Annotated in this window: 18 protein-coding genes; 7 read left to right on the top strand and 11 right to left on the bottom strand. The window is 57.0% G+C overall.

What is annotated here, in order from left to right:
- Positions 1–3: 3 nt before the first annotated feature.
- Together EYC82_RS11000 and EYC82_RS10995 are read left to right on the top strand one after the other, a co-directional pair.
- Entirely contained in the window at positions 4–1,116 is a 1,113-nt protein-coding gene (locus EYC82_RS11000) for a uroporphyrinogen-III C-methyltransferase (RefSeq protein WP_279249580.1), read from the top strand.
- A gap of 3 nt (positions 1,117–1,119) precedes the next feature.
- On the top strand, positions 1,120–2,349 hold the full coding sequence (locus EYC82_RS10995; protein WP_279249579.1) for a heme biosynthesis HemY N-terminal domain-containing protein: 1,230 nt from the start codon (positions 1,120–1,122) through the stop codon (positions 2,347–2,349).
- On the opposite strand, the gene ubiD is transcribed toward EYC82_RS10995, so the two are convergent.
- The 3 genes from ubiD to trxA form a co-directional block, all read right to left on the bottom strand.
- Entirely contained in the window at positions 2,339–3,823 is a 1,485-nt protein-coding gene (gene ubiD / locus EYC82_RS10990) for a 4-hydroxy-3-polyprenylbenzoate decarboxylase (RefSeq protein WP_279249578.1), read from the bottom strand. The genes EYC82_RS10995 and ubiD overlap by 11 nt on opposite strands.
- Before the next feature lie 234 nt (positions 3,824–4,057).
- Positions 4,058–5,326: a transcription termination factor Rho gene (gene rho / locus EYC82_RS10985; RefSeq protein WP_279249577.1), complete on the bottom strand. Its 1,269-nt coding sequence runs from the start codon at positions 5,324–5,326 to the stop codon at positions 4,058–4,060.
- 232 nt (positions 5,327–5,558) lie between these two features.
- The gene (trxA, locus tag EYC82_RS10980; RefSeq protein ID WP_279249576.1) at positions 5,559–5,885 is read right to left on the bottom strand and encodes a thioredoxin TrxA; all 327 of its coding nucleotides are present in this window, start codon (positions 5,883–5,885) and stop codon (positions 5,559–5,561) included.
- Between the two features lie 237 nt (positions 5,886–6,122).
- Here trxA and EYC82_RS10975 point away from each other — a divergent pair, with 237 nt between their 5' ends.
- Together EYC82_RS10975 and EYC82_RS10970 are read left to right on the top strand one after the other, a co-directional pair.
- Positions 6,123–8,258, top strand: coding sequence for an FAD-dependent oxidoreductase (locus tag EYC82_RS10975; protein WP_279249575.1), 2,136 nt, complete (start codon positions 6,123–6,125; stop codon positions 8,256–8,258).
- Between the two features lie 4 nt (positions 8,259–8,262).
- On the top strand, positions 8,263–8,523 hold the full coding sequence (locus EYC82_RS10970) for a GIY-YIG nuclease family protein (RefSeq protein WP_279249574.1): 261 nt from the start codon (positions 8,263–8,265) through the stop codon (positions 8,521–8,523).
- A gap of 35 nt (positions 8,524–8,558) precedes the next feature.
- On the opposite strand, the gene EYC82_RS10965 is transcribed toward EYC82_RS10970, so the two are convergent.
- Positions 8,559–10,442, bottom strand: a complete 1,884-nt coding sequence (locus EYC82_RS10965; protein WP_279249573.1) for an ATP-binding cassette domain-containing protein — start codon at positions 10,440–10,442, stop codon at positions 8,559–8,561.
- A gap of 74 nt (positions 10,443–10,516) precedes the next feature.
- On the opposite strand from EYC82_RS10965, the gene EYC82_RS10960 reads away from it, so the two are divergent.
- Positions 10,517–11,005, top strand: coding sequence for a TIGR02444 family protein (locus EYC82_RS10960; RefSeq protein ID WP_279249572.1), 489 nt, complete (start codon positions 10,517–10,519; stop codon positions 11,003–11,005).
- A 146-nt stretch (positions 11,006–11,151) separates the two neighbouring features.
- Positions 11,152–11,931 carry a BamJ family beta-barrel-assembly machinery protein gene (gene bamJ, locus EYC82_RS10955; protein WP_279249571.1) on the top strand — a complete coding sequence of 260 codons (780 nt, stop codon included), beginning with the start codon at positions 11,152–11,154 and terminating at the stop codon, positions 11,929–11,931.
- On the opposite strand, the gene EYC82_RS10950 is transcribed toward bamJ, so the two are convergent.
- The 5 genes from EYC82_RS10950 to EYC82_RS10930 all read right to left on the bottom strand — a co-directional run bounded on the left by EYC82_RS10950 (position 11,928) and on the right by EYC82_RS10930 (position 16,567).
- A complete protein-coding gene (locus EYC82_RS10950; RefSeq protein ID WP_279249570.1) occupies positions 11,928–12,416 on the bottom strand; it encodes a sigma D regulator in 489 nt (162 codons plus the stop codon). The genes bamJ and EYC82_RS10950 overlap by 4 nt on opposite strands.
- Before the next feature lie 110 nt (positions 12,417–12,526).
- Complete coding sequence (locus EYC82_RS10945; RefSeq protein WP_341475057.1) at positions 12,527–13,039, bottom strand: disulfide bond formation protein B; 513 nt, start codon at positions 13,037–13,039, stop codon at positions 12,527–12,529.
- An 80-nt stretch (positions 13,040–13,119) separates the two neighbouring features.
- Positions 13,120–13,701: an acyl carrier protein phosphodiesterase gene (locus tag EYC82_RS10940; RefSeq protein WP_279249569.1), complete on the bottom strand. Its 582-nt coding sequence runs from the start codon at positions 13,699–13,701 to the stop codon at positions 13,120–13,122.
- Complete coding sequence (gshA, locus tag EYC82_RS10935) at positions 13,698–15,296, bottom strand: glutamate--cysteine ligase (protein WP_279249568.1); 1,599 nt, start codon at positions 15,294–15,296, stop codon at positions 13,698–13,700. Before gshA ends, EYC82_RS10940 begins: the two co-directional genes overlap by 4 nt.
- A gap of 206 nt (positions 15,297–15,502) precedes the next feature.
- Positions 15,503–16,567, bottom strand: coding sequence for a phosphotransferase family protein (locus tag EYC82_RS10930; RefSeq protein ID WP_279249567.1), 1,065 nt, complete (start codon positions 16,565–16,567; stop codon positions 15,503–15,505).
- A 288-nt stretch (positions 16,568–16,855) separates the two neighbouring features.
- On the opposite strand from EYC82_RS10930, the gene EYC82_RS10925 reads away from it, so the two are divergent.
- Positions 16,856–18,016, top strand: coding sequence for a PilT/PilU family type 4a pilus ATPase (locus tag EYC82_RS10925; RefSeq protein ID WP_279249566.1), 1,161 nt, complete (start codon positions 16,856–16,858; stop codon positions 18,014–18,016).
- A gap of 38 nt (positions 18,017–18,054) precedes the next feature.
- Here EYC82_RS10925 and EYC82_RS10920 read toward each other — a convergent pair whose 3' ends face one another.
- Entirely contained in the window at positions 18,055–18,408 is a 354-nt protein-coding gene (locus EYC82_RS10920) for a PilZ domain-containing protein (RefSeq protein ID WP_279249565.1), read from the bottom strand.
- 18 nt (positions 18,409–18,426) lie between these two features.
- Positions 18,427–20,547: a DUF1631 family protein gene (locus EYC82_RS10915; RefSeq protein WP_279249564.1), complete on the bottom strand. Its 2,121-nt coding sequence runs from the start codon at positions 20,545–20,547 to the stop codon at positions 18,427–18,429.
- Between the last annotated feature and the right edge of the window lie 158 nt (positions 20,548–20,705).

Genomic DNA, 20,705 nt, shown 5'->3' with positions numbered 1-20,705 from the left:
CGAGTGACGGATCAGGATGCCAAAGAACAACCGCCCGCAGCGGACACCCGACCAGGTGAACCCAACGTGGCAGAGCGCCCGGCCAAAGCTTCTGGCAGGGGTCTCGCATGGCTGGCGCTGCTATTGGTGATTGTGCTCGGACTGTCTGGCGCCTGGTTGGCGCGTGAGGGCTATGATCGCCAACAGGTCCTCACCAAGCGGCTCTCAACTCTGGACTCGACCGTAGGACGCGAACAGTCCGACCTGCAGCAGATGGAGGCACGCGCCCGTGACGAATGGCGCTCGGCCCTCGAGAAATTAGCATCTACAACACGCGCTGAAACCGATGCCCTGACTCGCCGTATCGAAGCGCGCGAGGCGGCCGTCAGCCAATTACAGGATGAACTGGGCCGCTTCAGCGCCAGTGACCGCAACAGTTGGTTGCTGTCTGAGACCGACCACTTGCTGCGCCTCGCCAACCAGCGCCTGGTGATGGCGCGCGACCCGGCTGCTTCGCTGGCACTGTTGCAAGGGGCCGATCATGTGTTGCAGGAAATTGACGATCCGACTCTGCATGCCGTGCGGGCGGCGATAGCTGCCGACATGGCTGCCTTGCGAGCGGTAGCAAAAATTGACGTGGAGGGACTCTACCTGCGCCTGTCTGCTCTTATTGAGCAGGCCGGGCAACTGGTGATCTTCGACATGCCACGTCAGCCCGACCGGGCAAAGCCGGCACCCGCGGAGGAGTGGCGCGGGCGTTTGCGCCAGGGCTACGAGGCGGCGCTGGCTCGCTTGTCAGAATACCTGGTGATTCGCCGTCGTGACGTGCCGGTGCAAGCGCTGATGGATCCGCAGTGGGAGGGTCTGGTAAGACAGAACCTGCGCATGTTACTGGAGCAGGCGCAGGTCGCATTGTTGTCGGGTAATCAGGCGCTTTATGCGGCGAGCCTTGAGCGGGCTCAGCACTGGGTCGGCCAGTTTCTGCAGTCAGATGAGGCCGCAGCGACCGCCTTGTCAGCGGAGTTGACGCGAATGGCGGGCCAAACTGTGGTGCAGACACTGCCCGAGGTCTCCCGTTCCCTGCGGGCCATGGAAGCGGCAATGAATCAGCGCGCGCAGTCTCAGGGCGGGCAATAGCCCATGCGTCGATTATTCGTTTTTATACTGCTCGCTCTGCTGTTGGGCGTTGGCCTGGTGGCTGTAATAGAAACCGATCCTGGCTATGTCCTGCTGGCCTACGGCAATTACACGTTTGAGACGAGTCTATGGGTGGGCCTGTTACTGCTGATTTTTGTGGTCTTCGCCCTCTCTGTGCTGCTGCGTCTATTTTATCGCCTGGTCGGGGGGCAGCGTTCCCTGTCGAGCTGGCTGGGTTCACGCAAGGCGAAGAAATCCGTGCGTCACAGTACCCTTGGCCTGATCAATTATACCGAGGGCAACTGGGCGGCCGCCCGACGCGAACTATTGCGGGGCGCCGAGCACAGCGACGCACCGCTGGCGAATTACCTGCTGGCTGCGCGCTCCAGCGCGCAGTTGGAAGATGACGACAAGGTCCGGGAGTATCTGCGCGCGGCGGGTGATGCAGAGCCGGCAGCGACAGTCGCTCTTGAGGTGGCGCTTGCAGAGATGAAACTGCAGGCGGGAGAGCACCAGGAGGCGGTCGCCGCACTGGACCAGGCTACTCGCAATGTCAGCAAGCACCCCCACGTTTTGACACTGTTAAGCGAGGCCTATCAGGGCCTTGAGGACTGGGATCGCCTCGAGGAATTACTGCCGCAATTGCAAAAGCACAAGCTGCCCAGTACCGCGGAGTTTCAGAAGTTGGAGAGGGAGGTGTTCCACAGTCGCCTGAAAAAGACTTCGATGGACGGCGCGCAGTTGAAAGCCATGTGGCAGCGCACGCCCCGTCACCTGCAGCGGGATGCAGCCATGATAGAGCTGTATGTCACGCGCTTGATCGGGGCGGGTGAACACGATTTGGCAGATAAGTTGGTGCAGCGCTCAATCAAGCACGCGTGGAACTCAGACCTGGTGCGGCTCTATGGTTTCATCGAAAGCAAAGATTCTTCACGGCAGCTTTCAAGGGCAGAGAGCTGGCTTACCACCCATCCGCAGGATGCGCTTTTGCTGCTGTCTCTGGGACGGTTATCTGCCCGGGATAAGTTGTGGGGAAAGGCGCGCGAGTATTTCGAGAGCAGTTATCGACTGGATCGGAGCGCTGAGGTCTGTGCGGAGTTGGGGCGGTTACTGACCGCGATGGACGAGCCCAAAATTGCGGCTGCTTATTTCCGTGAGGGCTTGCTCGCGCGGGAACCGACGTTGCCCGCGTTACCTTTGCCCGACAAACAGGCATCCGTTTCTACAGCTTGATACCCAGTTCGTCCCAGATCGCATCAATACGTTCCTTGACCTCGCTTTCCATACGAATGGGGCGTCCCCACTCACGCGTTGTCTCGCCGGGCCACTTGTTGGTTGCGTCGAGACCAATCTTCGACCCCAGTCCGGAGACCGGCGAGGCGAAATCCAGATAGTCGATCGGCGTATTCTCCACGAATACGCAGTCCCGCTTCGGATCCATGCGCGTGGTCAGAGCCCAGATGACGTCCTTCCAGTCGCGGGCATTTACGTCCTCATCAGTGACAATGACGAACTTGGTGTACATAAATTGTCGCAGGAATGACCAGACACCCAACATGACGCGTTTGGCATGCCCCGGGTATTCCTTGCGAATCGTAACGACCGCCATGCGATAGGAGCAGCCCTCAGGGGGCAAATAAAAATCCACAATCTCCGGGAATTGCTTTTGCAGGATGGGTACGAATACCTCGTTCAGCGCCAGGCCAAGGATGGCGGGTTCGTCCGGCGGTCGGCCGGTATAGGTGCTGTGGTAAATAGGGTTTTCCCGATGTGTTACCGCTGTTACTGTAAAAACCGGGAAGCGCTCTACCTCGTTGTAATAGCCTGTGTGATCGCCGAAGGGGCCCTCGTCCGCCTCTTCCCCGGGAGCTATATAGCCTTCCAGGATGTACTCCGCCGAGGCCGGTATCTGCAGCCCGTGGTCCCGACACAGGGGGGTAAAGCACTCACCGACCTCGGTCTTACTGCCCCGTAGCAGTCCAGCGAAGCCATATTCCGATAGGCTGTCGGGCACCGGTGTAACGGCACCGAGGGTGGTGGCGGGATCGGCACCCAGTGCTACCGCTACCGGATAAGGTTTACCCGGGTGCGCTTGTTGCCATTCCTTGAAGTCCAGGGCGCCGCCTCGGTGAGACAGCCAGCGCATAATCAATTTGTTGCGGCCCAGCAACTGCATGCGGTAAATACCCAGATTTTGTCGTTCCTTGTCGGGACCCCGAGTAATCACCAATGGCCATGTGATCAGCGGTGCTGCATCCTCCGGCCAACAGGTTTGTATCGGTAGTTTATGCAGGTCTACCTCATCGCCCTCCAACGCGTGGTACTGGCACGGTGGATTGCGCACGACTTTGGGCGCCATGTGCAATACTTTTTTCAGTACGGGCGCCTTGTCCAACAGGTCGCGCATTCCCTTGGGTGGCTCTGGTTGGCGCAGATAGGCAAGCAGCTCACCGATCTCGCGCAGGGCGTCGAGGTCTTCACCGCCCATGCCCAGCACTACCCGTTTTTCAGTCCCGAACAGGTTCGCCAGTACCGGCACCGAATATCCTTTGGGGTTTTCAAATAGCAACGCAGGCCCGCCGCCACGTAAGGTGCGGTCGGCGATCTCGGTCATTTCCAGGTGGGGGTCGACCTCGGTACTGATCCGCACCAGTTCGCCACGCTGTTCCAGCGCATTGATAAAATCTCTCAGATCGGTGTACTTCACTGGGTGCCAGTCCTGTCTGCGGTTGCTCGAGACAGTATACCTTGTGTGGTCGTGTCGTAAACGCGCTTAACCGGTCTGGCGACACCGACTGTGTCCCGCAGGTATCCGCGACAGGCAGTGACCGCAAGAACGGTTTTGCGTTCGATCAGGCGATGAGAGTTATCGAGTTCGGCATTCGCAGTCGCGCGGTGTGTCGCGATAAGTCGCGCCGGCAAAGAATCCTTGTTGGACGGTTTACTTCCGCTTCATCGACTTGAAAAATTCCTCGTTGGTTTTAGTTTCTTTGAGCTTGTCAGAGAGGAATTCGATAGCGGGAAGGTCTTCCATGCCGTGCAGCAGTTTGCGCAAAATCCACATGCGCTGCAGTTCGTCGTCAGCGGTGAGCAGTTCCTCGCGGCGGGTGCCGGAACGACGGATGTTTATTGCCGGGTAGACGCGCTTCTCTGCGATCTTGCGATCCAGGTGCAGTTCCAGGTTGCCGGTACCCTTGAACTCCTCGTAGATTACCTCGTCCATTTTGGACCCGGTATCAATGAGGGCTGTGGCTATGATGGAGAGGCTACCCCCTTCCTCGATATTTCTTGCTGCACCAAAGAAACGCTTCGGGCGTTCCAGGGCGTGGGCGTCGACACCGCCGGTCAGCACCTTGCCGGAGCTGGGAATGACAGTATTGTAGGCACGTGCCAAACGGGTGATAGAGTCCAACAAAATAACCACATCTTTTTTGTGTTCGACCAGGCGCTTCGCTTTCTCGATCACCATATCTGCAACTTGAACGTGACGCGAGGGCGGTTCATCGAAGGTGGAGGCGACAACCTCAGCCCCTCGGATACCGACGGAGCGCTGCATTTCCGTCACTTCTTCTGGCCGTTCATCGATCAGCAGAACGATGATGTAACACTCGGGGTTATTGGTGATGATTGCCTGGGCAATATTTTGCATCATGATGGTCTTGCCAGCTTTTGGCGGGGCTACGAGCAGACCGCGCTGGCCTTTGCCGATCGGTGAAACCAGGTCGATGATGCGTCCGGTGAGATCCTCAGTGCTGCCATTGCCCTGTTCCAGGGTCAGGCGCTGATCCGGGAAGAGAGGCGTGAGGTTCTCGAACAGAATCTTGTGCTTGGAGTTTTCGGGTTTGTCCAGGTTGACCTCGTCAACCTTGAGTAGCGCGAAGTAGCGTTCGCTGTCCTTGGGGGGGCGGATCTTGCCAGAAATGGTATCCCCTGTGCGCAGGTTGAAACGACGTATCTGACTCGGAGAAACGTAAATATCATCTGGGCCGGCCAGGTAGGAACTGTCGGCAGAGCGCAAAAATCCGAAGCCGTCCTGCAGGATTTCCAGCACGCCATCGCCGTAAATGTCCTCGCCACTCTTCGCGTGTCGTTTGAGCACTGCGAAGATGATGTCCTGTTTCCGGGAGCGGGCCATGTTGTCCAGGCCCATTTCCTTGGCGATATCGATAAGGTCGTGTGTCGGTTTTGCTTTGAGGTCAGTTAGATTCATATCAGGAATAAAAGACTATGCGTAAGTAGGGGAGAGGTGTAATCGGATGCCGGTCGGCGTGGCCGACAAGTCGCTAATGTTAATGAGTTTCAGGCTTGTTCTTATGGCACAGGAATGTGCAACGGTTTGAAAGGTAGCACGGCCCGAGGGGGGCGTCTACCGCTTTTTACGGTTAAATATTCGGAGAGGCCTGCGGGGCGGAACGCCCCACAGGCTGACTGGATCAAGGGCGTCAGATCACTTCCTGAATAAAATCTGTCAGCTGGGTCTTGGACAGGGCTCCCACCTTGGTGGCTTCTGCGTTGCCGCCCTTGAAAACAATCAGCGTTGGAATGCCGCGAATGCCAAACTTTCCGGGGATATCAGGGTTGGCGTCAATGTCCACTTTGCAGATCTTCAGCTTGTCCCCGTAGTCTGCGGCGATTTCATTGAGTATCGGAGCAATCATTTTGCATGGGCCGCACCACTCAGCCCAAAAATCTACCAATACGGGGAGGTCTGAATTCAAAACCTCTGCGTCGAATGTGGCCTCGGTGACGTGTACGATCTGGTCGCTCATACGGTCTGTACTCCTGATGCGCAGCATGATTGAAGGCTGCAGATAGCTAATAAGGGTGCCAATAATACCATTGGAGGGGGGCCGCACAACGGGGCGCATAGAGTTTTTTCGCATGCTGATATTTCGCTTAGCTATTACTGTGGCCCAGGGCGCTGAGTGCGGCATGGCATGAAGCTCACATACGGTATAGTCTTTCCCCAGGCGATAAATCAACCCTTGAGAACTCGGAAGATCACAGTGCGCGTTAGACAAATTCTGGTATTAGTAGCCGTCACACTCGCGGTGACAGCGTGGTTTATTTTTGATCTGGGCGCCTATCTCGAATTTGAGGCCCTGAAGACGCACATTGGCGATTTACGCCAATGGTATGCGGAAAACCCTCGCTTGGCGGGCTTGATCTATTTTTCCGCATACATCGTGATGACGGCAGTATCCTTGCCCGGCGCGGCTGTCCTGACACTGGCGGGTGGCGCTTTATTCGGTTTTTGGACCGCCCTTTTGCTGGTTTCTTTTGCCAGCAGCATTGGTGCCACGCTCGCGTTTCTGGTGTCGCGAATTCTCTTGCGTGACTGGGTACAGCAACGGTTTGGGCGCCACTTGCACACCGTCAACGGGGGTTTTTGCAAAGATGGTGCATTTTATCTGTTCTCTCTCAGGCTGGTCCCTCTGTTCCCGTTCTTCCTTATTAACTTGGTCATGGGCTTGCTACCCATCCGCCCTCGCACGTTCTACTGGGTGTCGCAATTGGGTATGCTGCCCGGCACAGCGGTCTTCGTAAACGCGGGTACCCAGCTCGGCCAGTTGGACTCAGCCTCGGGTATTCTTTCCGCCCCGTTGTTGGGTTCTTTCCTGTTGCTGGCGATCTTCCCACTCATCGCCCGGCAGTTGCTCGCTTACGTGCAGCGCAAGAGAGTGCTGTCGCGCTTCACTCGCCCCGCCCACTTCGACAATAACCTGATCGTCATCGGTGCGGGCTCAGCCGGACTGGTTGCGTCACTTATTGCGGCGACGGTAAAGGCGAAGGTGACCCTCATTGAGCGCCACCGCATGGGAGGTGATTGTCTCAATACAGGCTGTGTACCCTCAAAAGCCCTGCTGCGCTCGGCGCAGGTCGCACAAATGGCGAGGCGCGCCGAGGAATTCGGTCTGGCGCCCATGGTCGTGAAAGCGAACTTCCCCAATGTCATGGAGCGCGTGCAGGCGGTGGTTAAGACGATCGAACCGCATGATTCCGTAGAGCGCTACACCTCTCTTGGGGTGGACTGTGTGCAGGGTGATGCCCGGATTGTTTCCCCTTGGGAAGTCGAGGTAAACGGCAAGAGGCTGTCTGCCCGTAACATCATTATCGCCAGCGGAGCCAGGCCTCGGGTGCCAGACATTCCCGGCCTCTTGGAGCTGGACTACCTGACGTCTGATACCGTTTGGGAGCTTGCTGAGTTGCCGCCTCGATTGCTGGTGCTGGGTGCGGGACCCATTGGGTGTGAACTGGCCCAGGCCTTTTCCCGGTTGGGCAGTGAGGTCACTCTGGCGACGCACGCCGAGCGTATTTTGCCACGGGAGGACGAGGAGGTGAGCGAGTTGCTGCGCGCGACTTTCCGGCGGCAGAAAATCCGTGTTTGCACCAGTTATGAACCTCTGACTTTTAATCTGACCGAGGATGGACAGCAGGGCGTTTTCAAGACACCGCGGGGACAGAAACGGGTAGGCTTCGACCGGGTATTACTGGCCGTGGGTCGCAGCCCCAACGTGGAAGGGTTGGGGCTGGAGCCACTGGGCATTTCGCTGGCGCCGCAGGGCACCGTAGACGTCGACGATTACCTGTGTACGGCGGTACCGACTATATCTGCCTGTGGCGATGTCGCCGGGCCCTATTTGTTCACGCATATGGCCAGCCATCAGGCCTGGTATAGCGCGGTAAATGCTTTGTTTGGTCGCTTCCGCCGCTTCAAAGTGGATTATTCCATTGTGCCTTGGGCCACCTTTACCGATCCGGAGGTCGCGCGTGTGGGGCTGAACGAACGGGAGGCAGGCGAGCGGGAGATCGCCTATGAGGTCACTCGGTATGATCTGGCTGACCTTGATCGTGCCATTGCAGAGGGTGAGGCAGAGGGATTTATTAAAGTCCTCACTGAACCCGGTCGGGACCGCATTCTGGGGGTTACGATTGTCGGCTATCATGCCGCCGAGCTGATCAACGAATTCGTTCTGGCCATGAAGCACGGGCTGGGGTTGGGTAAAATATTGGGTACTATCCATATCTATCCGACCCTGTCGGAGGGCAATAAATTTGTCGCTGGGGAGTGGCGCAAGGCCCGCAAGCCCGAAGGCGTGTTGCGCTGGGTGGAGCGTTATCACCGTTGGGTGCGCGGATAAATCCGTGAGTGACATCTGGTATGTTTATCTTCTGCAGTGTGCGGACAGCACGCTCTATACCGGAATTGCCAGAGATGTGCAGCGGCGTTTGAAGCAACATAATGGCGAAGTGGCAGGCGGGGCCCGTTACACCAGTGGCCGCAGGCCTGTCAGATTGCTGTGGTCTGATCTGGCCCCTGACCAGGGTACTGCGCTGCGCCGAGAGGCGGCGATCAAAAAATTGAGTCGAGGCGAGAAACTCCGCCTCGCAGGTGGGCAAGATTGACCCCGTTGCGGCCCGGCCTGACATCACGGAGTCAGTTAGTCAGATAATTCATCCAGCTGCTGCTGTTGTTGCAGCCATACATCTTCCAGTTCTGTGCAACGTGCTTTCAGTCTGCCCTCCCGCCTCAGCAGATCTGCCAGTGCATCTTTTTCTGCGCTGGAATAAAGCGCCTCGTCGCCCAGTTGCTCCTGCAGCTCGCGCAGGTTGGCATCCACTTTTTCCATTTCCCTCTCAGTGCTGGCGAGTTGTCGACGAAGAGGACGCAGCTTATCTCTCAGACTGGCGGACTGCTGACGCTTCTCGCGGCGCGAAGAGTCGCTGGAAGCGGCCTGTTGCCTGTCGGGGGATCGGTAGCTGGTCAGTATCCAGCGCTCGTAACCCTCGAGGTCTTCTGCGTATTCCTCGACGCCTCCGTCGTGAACAAGCAGCAGTTCTTCTGCGGTATTGCGCAGCAGGTGGCGGTCATGCGTAACCAGAATGAGCGCGCCCTCGTAGGCATGCAAAGCGATCTCCATGGCGTGGCGCATGTCGAGATCCAGGTGGTTAGTGGGTTCGTCCAGCACCAACAGGTTGGGCTTTTGCCACACCACCAGTGCTAATGCCAGCCGCGCCTTTTCGCCGCCGGAAAAAGGGCTAATCGCGGCGGTGGCGGTGTCGCCGCGAAAGTTAAAACTGCCAAGAAAGTCGAGAATATCCTGATCCCGTGCGTCAGGACTCAGCCGCTGTAGGTGAAGAAATGCGCTCGCATCAAGGTCCAACGCTTCCAGTTGCTGCTGGTCGAAGTAGCCGATGGTCAGGTACTGTCCGCAAGTCAGTTCCCCTTGTAGCAGCGGCAGTTCGCCGATAAGGGTTTTCAGCAGAGTGGATTTTCCAGCGCCGTTACGCCCGAGCAGGCCATAGCGACTGCCCGGCCGCAGACACAGGTCAACGCCTGAGAGGATGGCCTTGTCGCCATAGCCCAGTGACGCCTTGTCCAGCTTTAACAAGGGGTCACTGCTTTTCTCCGGTGGGGGGAACGTGAAATCGAAGGGTGAGTCCACGTGCGCAGGCTCGAGTTTCTGCATGCGCTGCAACTCTTTCAGCCTGCTTTGAGCTTGTTTGGCCTTGGTTGCCTTGTAGCGAAAGCGGCTTACAAATTCGTCGATATGCGCAATGCGCCGTTGCTGTTTTTCGAAGCTGGCTTGCTGATTTGCCATGCGCTCTGCTCGCATGCGTTCGAAATCAGAGTAATTGCCTTTATAGGGGTGAAGCTGCTGTTGCTCGATATGCAGTATGCGTTCGCAGCTGGCGTCAATAAAATCCCTGTCATGAGAGATCATCAGCAGGGTACCGGGGTATTGCTGCAGCCACTGCTGTAACCAGAGAGTTGCGTCAAGGTCGAGGTGGTTGGTGGGCTCGTCCAGCAACAGGATATCGGATGGCGTCATCAGCGCCCGCGCGAGATTGAGGCGAATACGCCATCCACCGGAGAACTCGCTGACCAATCGTTGTCCGGCATCCTCAGCGAACCCGAGTCCTTGCAACAGACGGAGAGCGCGGCGCTCTGCACTGTATCCATCGATATCTTCCAGCTGGCTGTGCACTTTTGCAGCCTGTTCAAACTCGCCGCTGGCCTCGAGGTCGGCGATGCGGTCGTGCAATGCTGCCAGTTGCTCATCGCCACGCCACACGTATTCGGCGGCGGGAAGCGAGGTGGCATGTATTTCCTGAGCCATATGTGCGAGGCGCTGCGTTTGCAGCCCCTCGATGTCCCCGGCATCCGCGCCTAGCTCACCCAAAAGCAGGAATAGCAGGCTCGACTTGCCGCAGCCATTGGCACCGATCAGTGCGAGCTTTTGCCCGGGCTGAATAGTGACATTGGCGTGGTGCAGCAGTAACTTTTTGCCGCGGCGTAGTTCGATATCACGCAGTATGATCATGAGGCCGAGAATTCTACCTGTAAGGCGGTGCGTGGACCAGCGCGTGATAGTATACCCGGCGAGGTCTTTGGCAAATGCATGAACAGGATAGCGTGGGTGAAAATGTCTTCTGGACCTATTCGCTCTCAGTTTATCGTCGGAAAGAGGTGGCGCAGTGTTGTCTTGCCTTGCAAGATGACGCGGGCGTGGATGTCAACCTGCTGCTCTATGCTGGCTGGCTGGCGGGTAAGGGGCAGCGGCTCGATTCTTATCATCTCGAGCAGGTGGCAGCGGCGGTGGCCGACTGGCGGGAACAGGTTGTCAAACCACTGCGGGACCTGCGCCGACATCTACACACAATAGCGGGGGCCGAGCTGCTCTGGGAGGCGCTCAAGGCACAGGAGCTGAGTGCCGAGCAGCAGCAACAGGATACCATGTACGCGTGCTACCGGGCGCTCGTTGCATTGCCCGCGGGGCAGGATTGCCTGCGCGAAAACCTCCGTATGGTTTTCCGCTACAGCAATCCTCGAGCGGCCGCGCTGCCAGATTCTCTGGGGGGTCTCGCGCTGGCGCTGGCCTGCTGATTGCAGGGGTAGCGCCCGTGGATTCCGGGTAGTAAGATGTTTCGCCAGCGCAAGGCTGTTCGCTGAGAAGACGTTGTAAGCCTCTAATATTCTGTGTGACAGCTAGCTCTGATTATTCAAACCCCTGGATGAAAATGGAACTCACTATGAAAAAGTCTCTTCTCGCGCTGGGTCTGCTCAGCGCACTGGGCCTGCAAGCCTGTAACCAGCAATCTGCACCGGCTGCGCAAGATGCAGCACCAACAACAACAGCCGCGGCGCCTGCGGCAACCGCTGGGCCTTCACTGGATTCCTCGCAGCAGCGATTGAGCTATGGTCTGGCGTACAGCATGGGTATGAACTTCAAGACGAATGACAACCTTCCCGATCTCGATACCGACGCGTTTACCGCCGGCCTGACAGATGGCCTGACCGGCGCTGACCCACAGATGACCGAGGAAGAGATTTCCGCCGAAATGCAGGCGTACCAGGAAGTCGCTATGGCAGAGCAACAGGCTGCCCAGGCAGAGATGGCCGAGACGAATGCAGCACTTGGTGCGGCCTTTCTGGTAGAGAACGGTGCACGGGAAGGTGTCGTGACGACAGAGTCCGGCCTGCAATATGAAATCCTGACTGCCGGTGAAGGTCCCAAGCCCACCGCGGAAGACACCGTCGAGGTCCACTATAAAGGTACGCTTGTGGACGGTACAGAGTTTGATTCGTCTTACAGCCGGGGCGAGACAGTGTCCTTTGGTGTCGGCCAGGTTATTCCAGGCTGGACTGAAGCGCTGCAACTCATGCCGGTGGGCTCCAAGTGGAAAGTGGCTATCCCATCCGAACTGGCTTACGGCGCCGGTGGTGCTGGTCAGGTCATCGGGCCAAACGCGGCGCTGGTTTTCGAGGTTGAACTGGTTTCGATCCCCAGCGAGGCTGCTGCGGAAGACTAGCCAGACAGTGACGCCTGGTCCTGTACCAGGCGTCGATGACGATTGTGAAGGCCGGCTATAAGCTGGTCTTCCAGTTGAAACCGTGATTCAAGCATTTCTCCCAGTGCGGCGAGGTCACGTCTGAGCTTCTCCCGCTGTTCCCCGTCATTCGCATACTTCTCCTCATAAGCGAGTATGACCTCTGTGGTGTCACCGATGGCCGGCATGATCTTTTCGGCGATGGCGCAGCTGCCATCGCCAAACTGCTCTGCTTCATTGATCAGTTCGTGGAACACCTCGAAGTGCCCCGCGGAGATATAATCGACTAATAGTTCGCACAGCTTGGACTGTCGCGACATGAAAGCTTCATCGGTCGCGGATCCGTCCAGGGTGACGACGATTTCTGTGTATTTACCGAGCAGGGCCCGTCGCTCTTGTAGCCAGCGGGTCAGCAGACTTTCCACTGCCTCGAACTGTAGCTTTGGATTAGTAGTCTGTGTGGGCATACTGCATGTCCTGCGATCGTGTTATGTCGGGTCGGATTGAGCGTCGGGCCACTATATGACTGCCCAGCGGGTCAGGCAAGCGCCCGCGGGTGGATATGTGCCGGAACGGCCTAATGTTCGCGTGGGTCCTCGCGCAAGGCTTGCCACAAAGAAATGGCGATTACCACGCAGAAGACCAACAGTGTTTGCTCCGGGATACTGAGTCCGAAGAGCGTCCATACCGTATCGGCACAGTTGCCATCACCCATCATCACCAGACGCAGTGCCTCCGCAAAAGGAAAATTCTCCAGCATATACTCGAGGCTTGGGCCGCATGCGGGTACCTGGTCTTCCGGCAGGTGTTGCAGCCAAACGTGGCGACCCGCTACCGCGGCGCCCATTGTCGCCGCCAGAGCGCACAGGGCCCCGTATACACGCCGGCCCAGACTGCGCGGATTATGCAGTGCGGCAACCAGCGCAATCATGCCCCACAGGACAACAAAAACACGTTGCGTCATGCACAACGGGCAAGCCTCCAGGCCCAGATAGCCCTGCAGGTAAACGCGGGCAAATAGCATTGCAGCGATGGCCAGCAGGACGAGTCCGCAGAACACCAGGCGGGGGGAAAGTGTATTCAGCATCATGGGGTTGCTATCCTCTCGCTGCGGTTATCTCGTTAGCACAGCCATGCCAACATTAGGGGCTTTTAGTAGGGCGCGCAAATTCAGCTGTGGCCTCGCCCCAGACTAAAGGATTGTAAATCAGGGTAAAAGTTCAAAAATGCATGCTCCAATTTCTCCTTCGCAGGTGAAAGATGCTGATCTATGTTGCGAAAAGGATTCTCCCGCTTAAACCGCTCCCCGGTGCGCTCGGCGGACGTAATCACAGTGTCCCAGTGTTCGAACAGCACCAATACATCGTGCCTTGCCAGTCGCGCTGCCATGGCGCGCGCCCCCTCGCTGAGCTGATGGTCGTGGGCCTTGAGTGCCTCATAGATCCGGTCGCTGAACTGCCGCAATGGTACCGAGGAGAAGCGCGCCCAGTGCAGGGTCAGGAAGTGATCAAAGCACAAATCGATCAGTATGCCCGCATAGCGTCTCAGGGACTCGGGAAGCGCTTCGCGTAGGCTTTTTACAATGGGGTGGCTGTCCGTATAGGCATCGATTTGTCGGTGCAGTCGAACGCCCTGCGCGAGTTGGGGGGGCAGAGTGCCCGGCAGTGGCCCCTTGAAATAGTCGCCTTCGAGACCTCCGGCGATCAATGCTTGATCAGGCCACGCCAGGTGAAAATGGGCCAGAAAGTTCAATGCAGGTCCCGCAGGTTCTCGTATTGAGCGAAAAAGTGTTCAAGATACTCGCTGAATGAGAGCGAACCGGTTTGCTCTAAGTCGGCGTGAGCCTGCAGGGAGCGCTGGGTTTCTTTTTCAAAGTCCGCCAGCGTTTCGTCGGACAGCGGGCGCTTGTGAAAATAGTCGGCCCATTGCTCGCTGTAGGCCATGGCGACCCTGAAAAAGGGCAGTCCTTTTTCCTGCATCTCCTGCAGGATTTTTGCACTGGGTGTGAGCGCCGGATCGACGACCTTCGCGCTCTGCTCTGCAAGGCTGGCCTCATAGCTTGTCGAGCCGTGCGCAGTGTCAAGTAATTTGGCCACTGGGCGCATGGATTCGAGCAACGTATCGGCCCAATCGCACAGTGTGACCGCCCCGTTACCCTCATCGAGCTGCAAGCCGGGCTTACGACCGCGGTTTACCACAGCCTCAAGGTTTGACGCCTGCGTCGCCTGCTCTTCGTCATTACAGGGAGGGCTGTCTTCCAGCAGGCAGTAAAGTAGGAACGTGTCGAGAAACCGAACCTGCTGTGCATCGATACCTACAGGGCAGAACGGGCTGATATCAACACAACGCACCTCGATATATTCGATTCCGCCGCGCATTAGTGCCTTTAGTGGGGCTTCACCGGACTGTGCTACACGCTTGGGTCTGATCGGACTGTAGAACTCGTTCTCGATCTGTAGCAGGCTGTCATTAAGCTGCTGGTAGTCGTCGTTCTCGCCGGTCGGTATAGCGCTGTAGGCAGAGTGGGACTGACCTATCGCCGATGACAGTGTCGCCACGTATTGCTCCAGACTGTTGTAGCAGACGTTGAGATGTTGCTGAGCGGTGCTGTTGTACCCCAGGCCACCCATGCGCAGTGCCGTGCCGTAGGGCAGATGAAAACTCTTGCCATTGCCATCGAAGGGTTCCAGCCCATGATTTTCGCTGCCACGCAAAAAGCTCGCGCACACCGCGGGCGACGCACCGAAGAGGTAAATCAGTAACCACGAGTAGCGACGAAAGTTGCGGATTAGGCCGAGATAGCGGCCTGTAATGTAGTCTGCTTTCGACGTTGTCTTGCCGCTCGCATGCCAGGCTTGCTCCCAGAATTCGTCTGGCATGGAGAAATTGTAGTGAATGCCCGCGATCGCTTGCATCAGTCTTCCGTAGCGGTGCCCGAGGCCATACCGGTAGACCGTTTTCATGCGGGCCACATTAGAGCGGCCATACTGCGCGACGGGGATACCTTCGTCACCGGCGACAATGCAGGGCATGCTGGCAGCCCACAGTATCTCTTCGTCGAGGTGGCGATAGGTAAAGCTGTGGATGTCTTCGAGTTTCGTCAGGCTGCTGTCGATACTGTCATTGACCGGGGTGATGAATTCCAGAAGCGCCTCGGAGTAGTCGGTTGTGATCGAAGAGTGTGTCAGCGCAGAGCCTAGCGCCTCAGGGTGAGGGGTTTGAGCCAGTTTGCCCGCAGGAGTGATGCGCAAGCTTTCTTTTTCAATGCCGCGATTGATGCCGGTTAGCGTAGCGAGGGCGCCGGGTTGTGCCAGCGCCTGCAGTTCCTTTTGCAATTGGGAAGACAATGGAGACTCCTCGGTCAAACGGGGCGTGGGGCTGCACCAGGACTGAAGCCGGGTGCCAATATGCCGATCTGAAATTGACGCGACGCCAAGTGTAGTGGCGAATCTTAGCAGAGTACAGGCGGCGCCGCATGCAGCCTTTGTGGCGCAATGTGAAGGACTACCCGCTCTCGAATGCTAATTTCGCGGTCGCCGGGTGGGTCGGTCTCTCAGCCCAGTCGATCCATATATTTCTGCAGCAACTGACAGGCGAAGTTATCTTGTACTTCACTGTTCTGGTCTGTTGCCAGCATGATGCGAGACAACAGCAGGCCAAAGCGCATTCCAGCAAATATGAGGTAATAGTCGTAGTCCCGCGTGGCAAACCCTGAAACACTCTCCCACTGGGACTTGGTCTGCTCGTAGTTGGGCAGGCCTTCCAGTCGCGGCGCGCCCAGCCCCTCGGAGAAGGTGGCGTCCATGTGATTGAACCAGGCAAGATCCTGCAGCGGGTTGCCCAGCGCGGCCATTTCCCAGTCGAGAATGGCCGCGACTCCGTCGAAGGATGGCTTGAAGATAATGTTCGCCATTCGTGCGTCACCCCAGCAAAGCGCGGTAGGCTCATCCTCAGGTTGATTGGCCTGCAACCAGTCTAGAGCGGGTTGGCAAATCGAATGTGTGACGCCCTCCAGTGCCCAGTCGTGGTAGCGCTGCCAATAGTCCAGCTGCTGTTGCAGCGGCGTTTTCCCCGAGGTCTCAAGCCGCTGCAGGCCGAGCTCCCGGTAATCCAGGCGATGAAAGCGCGCCATTGTGTCGACGGCTGAACTCCACAGGTTGGCCCGCTGCGCGATATCGGTCTCATGCATCATCCAGCCATCCATATTGTAAGGCGGCATATCGGTCGGGATACGACCATCCGTGCGTTTCATCAGATAAAACTGGACACCCAGCAGGGCAGGGTCTGTTTCCAGGCCGCGCAGGACGGGGACCGGTATGTCACTGTGTTTGCCTACAGCATCCATCACTTCGTACTGCAAGCTGAGGTCGTAATCGGGAAATACTGGCCGCTCAATCTCAGGTTGTAGTCTCGCGACAACCGCTTCCGAGTGGGTTTTGCCTGCTTCGCTCCACTCGATGTCAAATAGCAGCGTGACATTGGACATCCCGGTCGATTCCGGGATGTTCAGCTCTGGAATTCTGACGGTGTGGCCGCGATGATCTGAAATCCAGGATTCCAGCTTCACACGCGTACCTTGAAGATCATCGATGAGGGGGGTGGGGCGCGTACTGTCCACTGTTGGACTCCTCTGTAGAGTGCGGGTCGCAGTGATGGAGGATACTGGGACGTATCGGTGCTGGCTAGCGCAGGGCACGCAGCGTGATGCCAATCTGTCAGACCAGTTAACAGAAAATAGCCCGCCGGGTGTCTGCTATAACCCTTTCGAGTCATTTACTGTCGCTTTGCGGGTTGTAGGCCCGCTCAGCCTTGACCTTCCCGATGCACCTTGCCAAAGTGCGCCCATGCCTTCGCCGAGGTCGGTCGCCTCGCTTGATCCGGACGCATGCAACAGGAGGATGGTGACGTGAGAATTGTGGAGTGGCTTAAAATTCTGTCCGCTGAAGGTGGGTCCGACCTGTACCTCAGTACCGGCGCTCCGCCGTGCGCAAAGTTTCAAGGCGCGCTCAAGCCCATTTCGGGTGATATTTTGCAGCCCGGTGAAATCAAGGATATCGCTAACGAGATCATGGATACGGTTCAGCGCGAAACGTTTGAGGCAGATCTCGAGATGAACCTCGCAATATCCGTTTCTGGATATGGCCGATTTCGCATTAATATTTTTGTGCAGCGCAATGAGGTGGGTATCGTCGCACGAAACATTGTCGCCGATATTCCCCGTTGGCAGGATTTGCGCTTACCACAGGTGCTTACCGAAGTGATCATGCGTAAGCGTGGTCTAATGCTTTTTGTCGGAGCAACGGGGTCGGGTAAATCTACCTCGCTTGCGGCTCTGATCGATTACCGCAATGCAAACAGCAGTGGGCACATCGTTACTATCGAAGACCCAGTGGAGTACGTCCATAATCATAAAAAGTCTATCGTCAACCAGCGTGAAGTCGGCGTAGATACGCGCAGTTGGCATAACGCGCTTAAGAATACGCTACGTCAGGCGCCCGATGTCATATTGATTGGCGAAATCCGTGACAGGGAAACTATGGAGCATGCGATATCGTTTGCCGAAACCGGGCACCTGTGTATATCTACCCTGCATGCCAACAACGCAAATCAGGCACTGGATCGCATTGTGAATTTTTTCCCTGAAGAACGGCGCCCCCAGTTGCTGATGGATTTATCGATGAACCTGCAGTGTGTCGTTTCACAGCGCCTCGTCCCTACGGTGGATAAGAAACGGTGTGCGGCGGTTGAGGTATTGTTGGGTACCCCCAGGGTGGGTGAGTTGATCCAGCGCGGCGAGTTTGACGGTATCAAAGAAGTGATGAGAAAGTCGGAAAGCAGTGGCATGAAAACCTTCGACTCGGCGGTATTCGAGCTTCAGCAGGAAGGTCTCATCGATGAAGAAGAGGCGCTGCGCAATGCCGACTCGCAAAACAATGTCAGGCTCAAGATAAAACTAGCCAATGAAGGCGGCGAGGCTGCACCGGAGAAAGGACACACGGCAGGGTTCAGTCTCGAGGAGATAGAAGAAGAAAAGGATTCAGGAGAGGGCGAACAACGATTCTCTTGATAACTGAATCCATCATGGCCGGCAGCGAGTTGCGCCTGTTATTCCAGATTAGTGATAAGTTCAATCCAGCTTTTTATGTCTGAGTCGTTGGCGTTCATTAGCCGGAATCCGCATAACCATGCGCCCGGTGCGTCTCGATCTGGAAGGCACCAGCGCACGTCTCCCACGAGGTAGATCGTGTCCTGCGACCCGGGTATGGCAACACCAATCTGGAGAATGGCGCCAAGAATAGGCTCTTCTTCAAGAACCACCTGTAAACCGCCTCTTGATACGTCAAGGGAGTGACAGGCTGCCACTCGCCCTGCCTCATCTTTATCGATACCCGGTGCTTCCAGCTCGACGAACGTCGCGCTTTCTACCGGCATACGGAGGTATTGTCTTTTTTCATTCATGGGTATGAGTGAGCGCCACTAGGATTCCAGATTCTTTCTGGCTGCGGTAACCACTTCTCGAAAATTGGAGGTGATTTGCAGAATATCTACCATGTCATGATCGATCAGAGACAGCATTTCTTGCCGGGAGACGATGCGAATCTTGACGCCTTGACGATTGACAAAAATAAAGCAGTCCTCGTTGGGATCGAACACGGCGAGCCTGGCCATAGTGGGGGCTTCGCCATCATGAAAGCCAATCCAGACACCCATAGGCAGGTCAACCTGTCGGTTTGCATCAGGAGGCGCTTCACCCTCGAGCAGTCCGGAGCTGTCGACCTGCAGTTGCCCGGCTTGAGCGTCCTCTTCGATGGTGCCGAGGTAGCTGGATGTCTCTTGATTCGCGTTTAGTAACCCGGCATTTGCTCTGTCATCGGTTGAGAGAAAGCGACTGGTCTCCTCGATATCCAGCCCCGCTCCGCTGGGAAACGCCGGCTTTTCGTCGTTATTCGTGGGCGGAGGTGGCGATACCGCTGCTCTTGGCTTAATAGCCTGTGCCTGTTCCGCGAGGGAGCCCGCAGATTTATCGCCGCTGCTGGTCTGCTGGGTTTGGGGCGTTGGTGGAGGTCGTTCGGGCTTGGCCTTGCTGAGATAGCCCGCAAAGGAGGGTTCCGCTGTCGCATGGCGCTCTAACTCCTCCAGCGACGGAGGTTCCAGCTCTGCTTCGATATCATCCTCCGGTGCGCCGAGCACGGAGTCGAGTTCATCGGGTAGGATTTCAACGAGATCGCTGTCTGCGAGGGCGCCAGTGTTGAGGGTGGCGGCGGGTGCAGCGGCGGGCTCCATGCCTTGCATGGCGCCCGCTAGCGCATTGAGTATTTCGATGGTATCCACGCCCGCAGCCTGTGCGAGACACAAGCTGAAGCTGGCACCGCTGTGAATAGGGGTAATCTTGTGGTCGGTCAGCAGCTGATCGAAGTTTTCGTAACTAAGCTGCAGGGCTTTTACCCCTGCCATGTTAGCGAACACCATTTGCTGCGACTGTTCGATTTTCAGCACCAGTTGCGCTCGAAGAACGCTGTCGTCGTTTTTGATGATAAACCACTGTCCCTCGGAACACTGTTTTAGTGTATTCAGAACCGCGTTGGATTGTGGGACCGCTGCCTGGCCCCCGTTGGCTTCTATGACGACAATGGGTGCAATGCGAGTCAGTTCTATAGGCTGTTCTCGCAAGATACGCAGATGGGCGCGCTCCACGAGTCCCATCGATTCGTTGACCGCTTCTGTATCGTGATGCAGGCTGAGTAGCCAGCGGCGCATTCTTTTAGGCAGCTCGGTGACCGCTTCAAAAATATACTGGCGTCGCTCATCGTCGGCGTCGCCCAGTGCTTGCAATGAGTCAAGCAGATCGTGAGTCGTGGTGGTCATCAGTTGCCATTCCTCGGACTCCGCGCCGAACTTCAAGAACAGCAGCTGGGCACTGGTGAACCAGGGTCCTGTGAGGAATTCGCCGATTTCTTCCGGAGTATCATAATGCGCCAGTTCTGCGTTGATCATGTGTGCGGCTTCACTCTTGGCCTCTGCGGTTCTCAACTTGCCTGCTTCTGTCTCGACAACGCGTTGGACCATGCGTCGGGCTCGGGCCTGATCCTTTTCTGCTGCGGAAGAAAATGTTTGCGCGACGAGTGCCAAGTCAGTCGAGTGATCGTCAAACCACCCGCGGGCATTTTCTATGGTTTGTGTAACCTGCTGCTCTAATGCTGCGCCAACCCGGTCGAGGCGAGACTGCCATCCCACGGCGCGTTCGTGAATACTGTCAAGCATTTGGTGCAGTGGGTGAGCGCCCGGTTGCAGGAAGCCAGGGTCAGTCACGGCGAGTGCTGCGGCCAGTGGTTTCAGGTGTCGCACCCGGGACCCGAGACGCCCCTCCAGAGGATACTGTTTTTCCCATAACTCCAGGCCCTTGCCGAGCCAGCGCAAAATAGCGGTCTGTTCACGCGAGGGGGTGGCCGGGTCACCCATGGCGTCGACTTTTTCCATGACGGCTATCCAGGGAGGAATATTAAAGTCTTCTACGCTCTTCAAATAGTCGACCAGCTCGGCAGTATCCATCGGATGCGCATCAGCGCCCGCGCCCGGAGGTTCGGCATAGCGGTCCATCACCAATTCGCGCAGTGAGCAGGGAAAAGGTATTTGTTCAGCCCCGAGTTTCAGAAGAACAGCTTCCTCGCAAATAAATATTCAGAAATACGTAGATCAACAGGAGCGCCACTTGGCGCGGTGGTCTCTCGGCGGTTGCCAGGCAGCGCGTGGCAATA

The organism is Candidatus Marimicrobium litorale (genome assembly GCF_026262645.1).
Taxonomy (GTDB): domain Bacteria; phylum Pseudomonadota; class Gammaproteobacteria; order Pseudomonadales; family Halieaceae; genus Marimicrobium; species Marimicrobium litorale.
Note: the sequence above shows the minus strand (reverse complement) of the source record. Positions and strands in the feature narration are given on the sequence as shown.

Excerpts from the sequence above, each read along its gene's own strand:
- EYC82_RS10995 (WP_279249579.1), top strand. The coding sequence starts at position 1,120 with ATGCGTCGATTATTCGTTTTTATACTGCTCGCTCTGCTGTTGGGCGTT.
- rho (WP_279249577.1), bottom strand. The coding sequence starts at position 5,326 with ATGAATCTAACTGACCTCAAAGCAAAACCGACACACGACCTTATCGAT.
- trxA (WP_279249576.1), bottom strand. The coding sequence starts at position 5,885 with ATGAGCGACCAGATCGTACACGTCACCGAGGCCACATTCGACGCAGAG.
- EYC82_RS10965 (WP_279249573.1), bottom strand. The coding sequence starts at position 10,442 with ATGATCATACTGCGTGATATCGAACTACGCCGCGGCAAAAAGTTACTG.
- EYC82_RS10960 (WP_279249572.1), top strand. The coding sequence starts at position 10,517 with ATGCATGAACAGGATAGCGTGGGTGAAAATGTCTTCTGGACCTATTCG.
- bamJ (WP_279249571.1), top strand. The coding sequence starts at position 11,152 with ATGAAAAAGTCTCTTCTCGCGCTGGGTCTGCTCAGCGCACTGGGCCTG.
- EYC82_RS10950 (WP_279249570.1), bottom strand. The coding sequence starts at position 12,416 with ATGCCCACACAGACTACTAATCCAAAGCTACAGTTCGAGGCAGTGGAA.
- EYC82_RS10945 (WP_341475057.1), bottom strand. The coding sequence starts at position 13,039 with ATGATGCTGAATACACTTTCCCCCCGCCTGGTGTTCTGCGGACTCGTC.
- EYC82_RS10920 (WP_279249565.1), bottom strand. The coding sequence starts at position 18,408 with ATGAATGAAAAAAGACAATACCTCCGTATGCCGGTAGAAAGCGCGACG.
- EYC82_RS10915 (WP_279249564.1), bottom strand. The coding sequence starts at position 20,547 with ATGGACCGCTATGCCGAACCTCCGGGCGCGGGCGCTGATGCGCATCCG.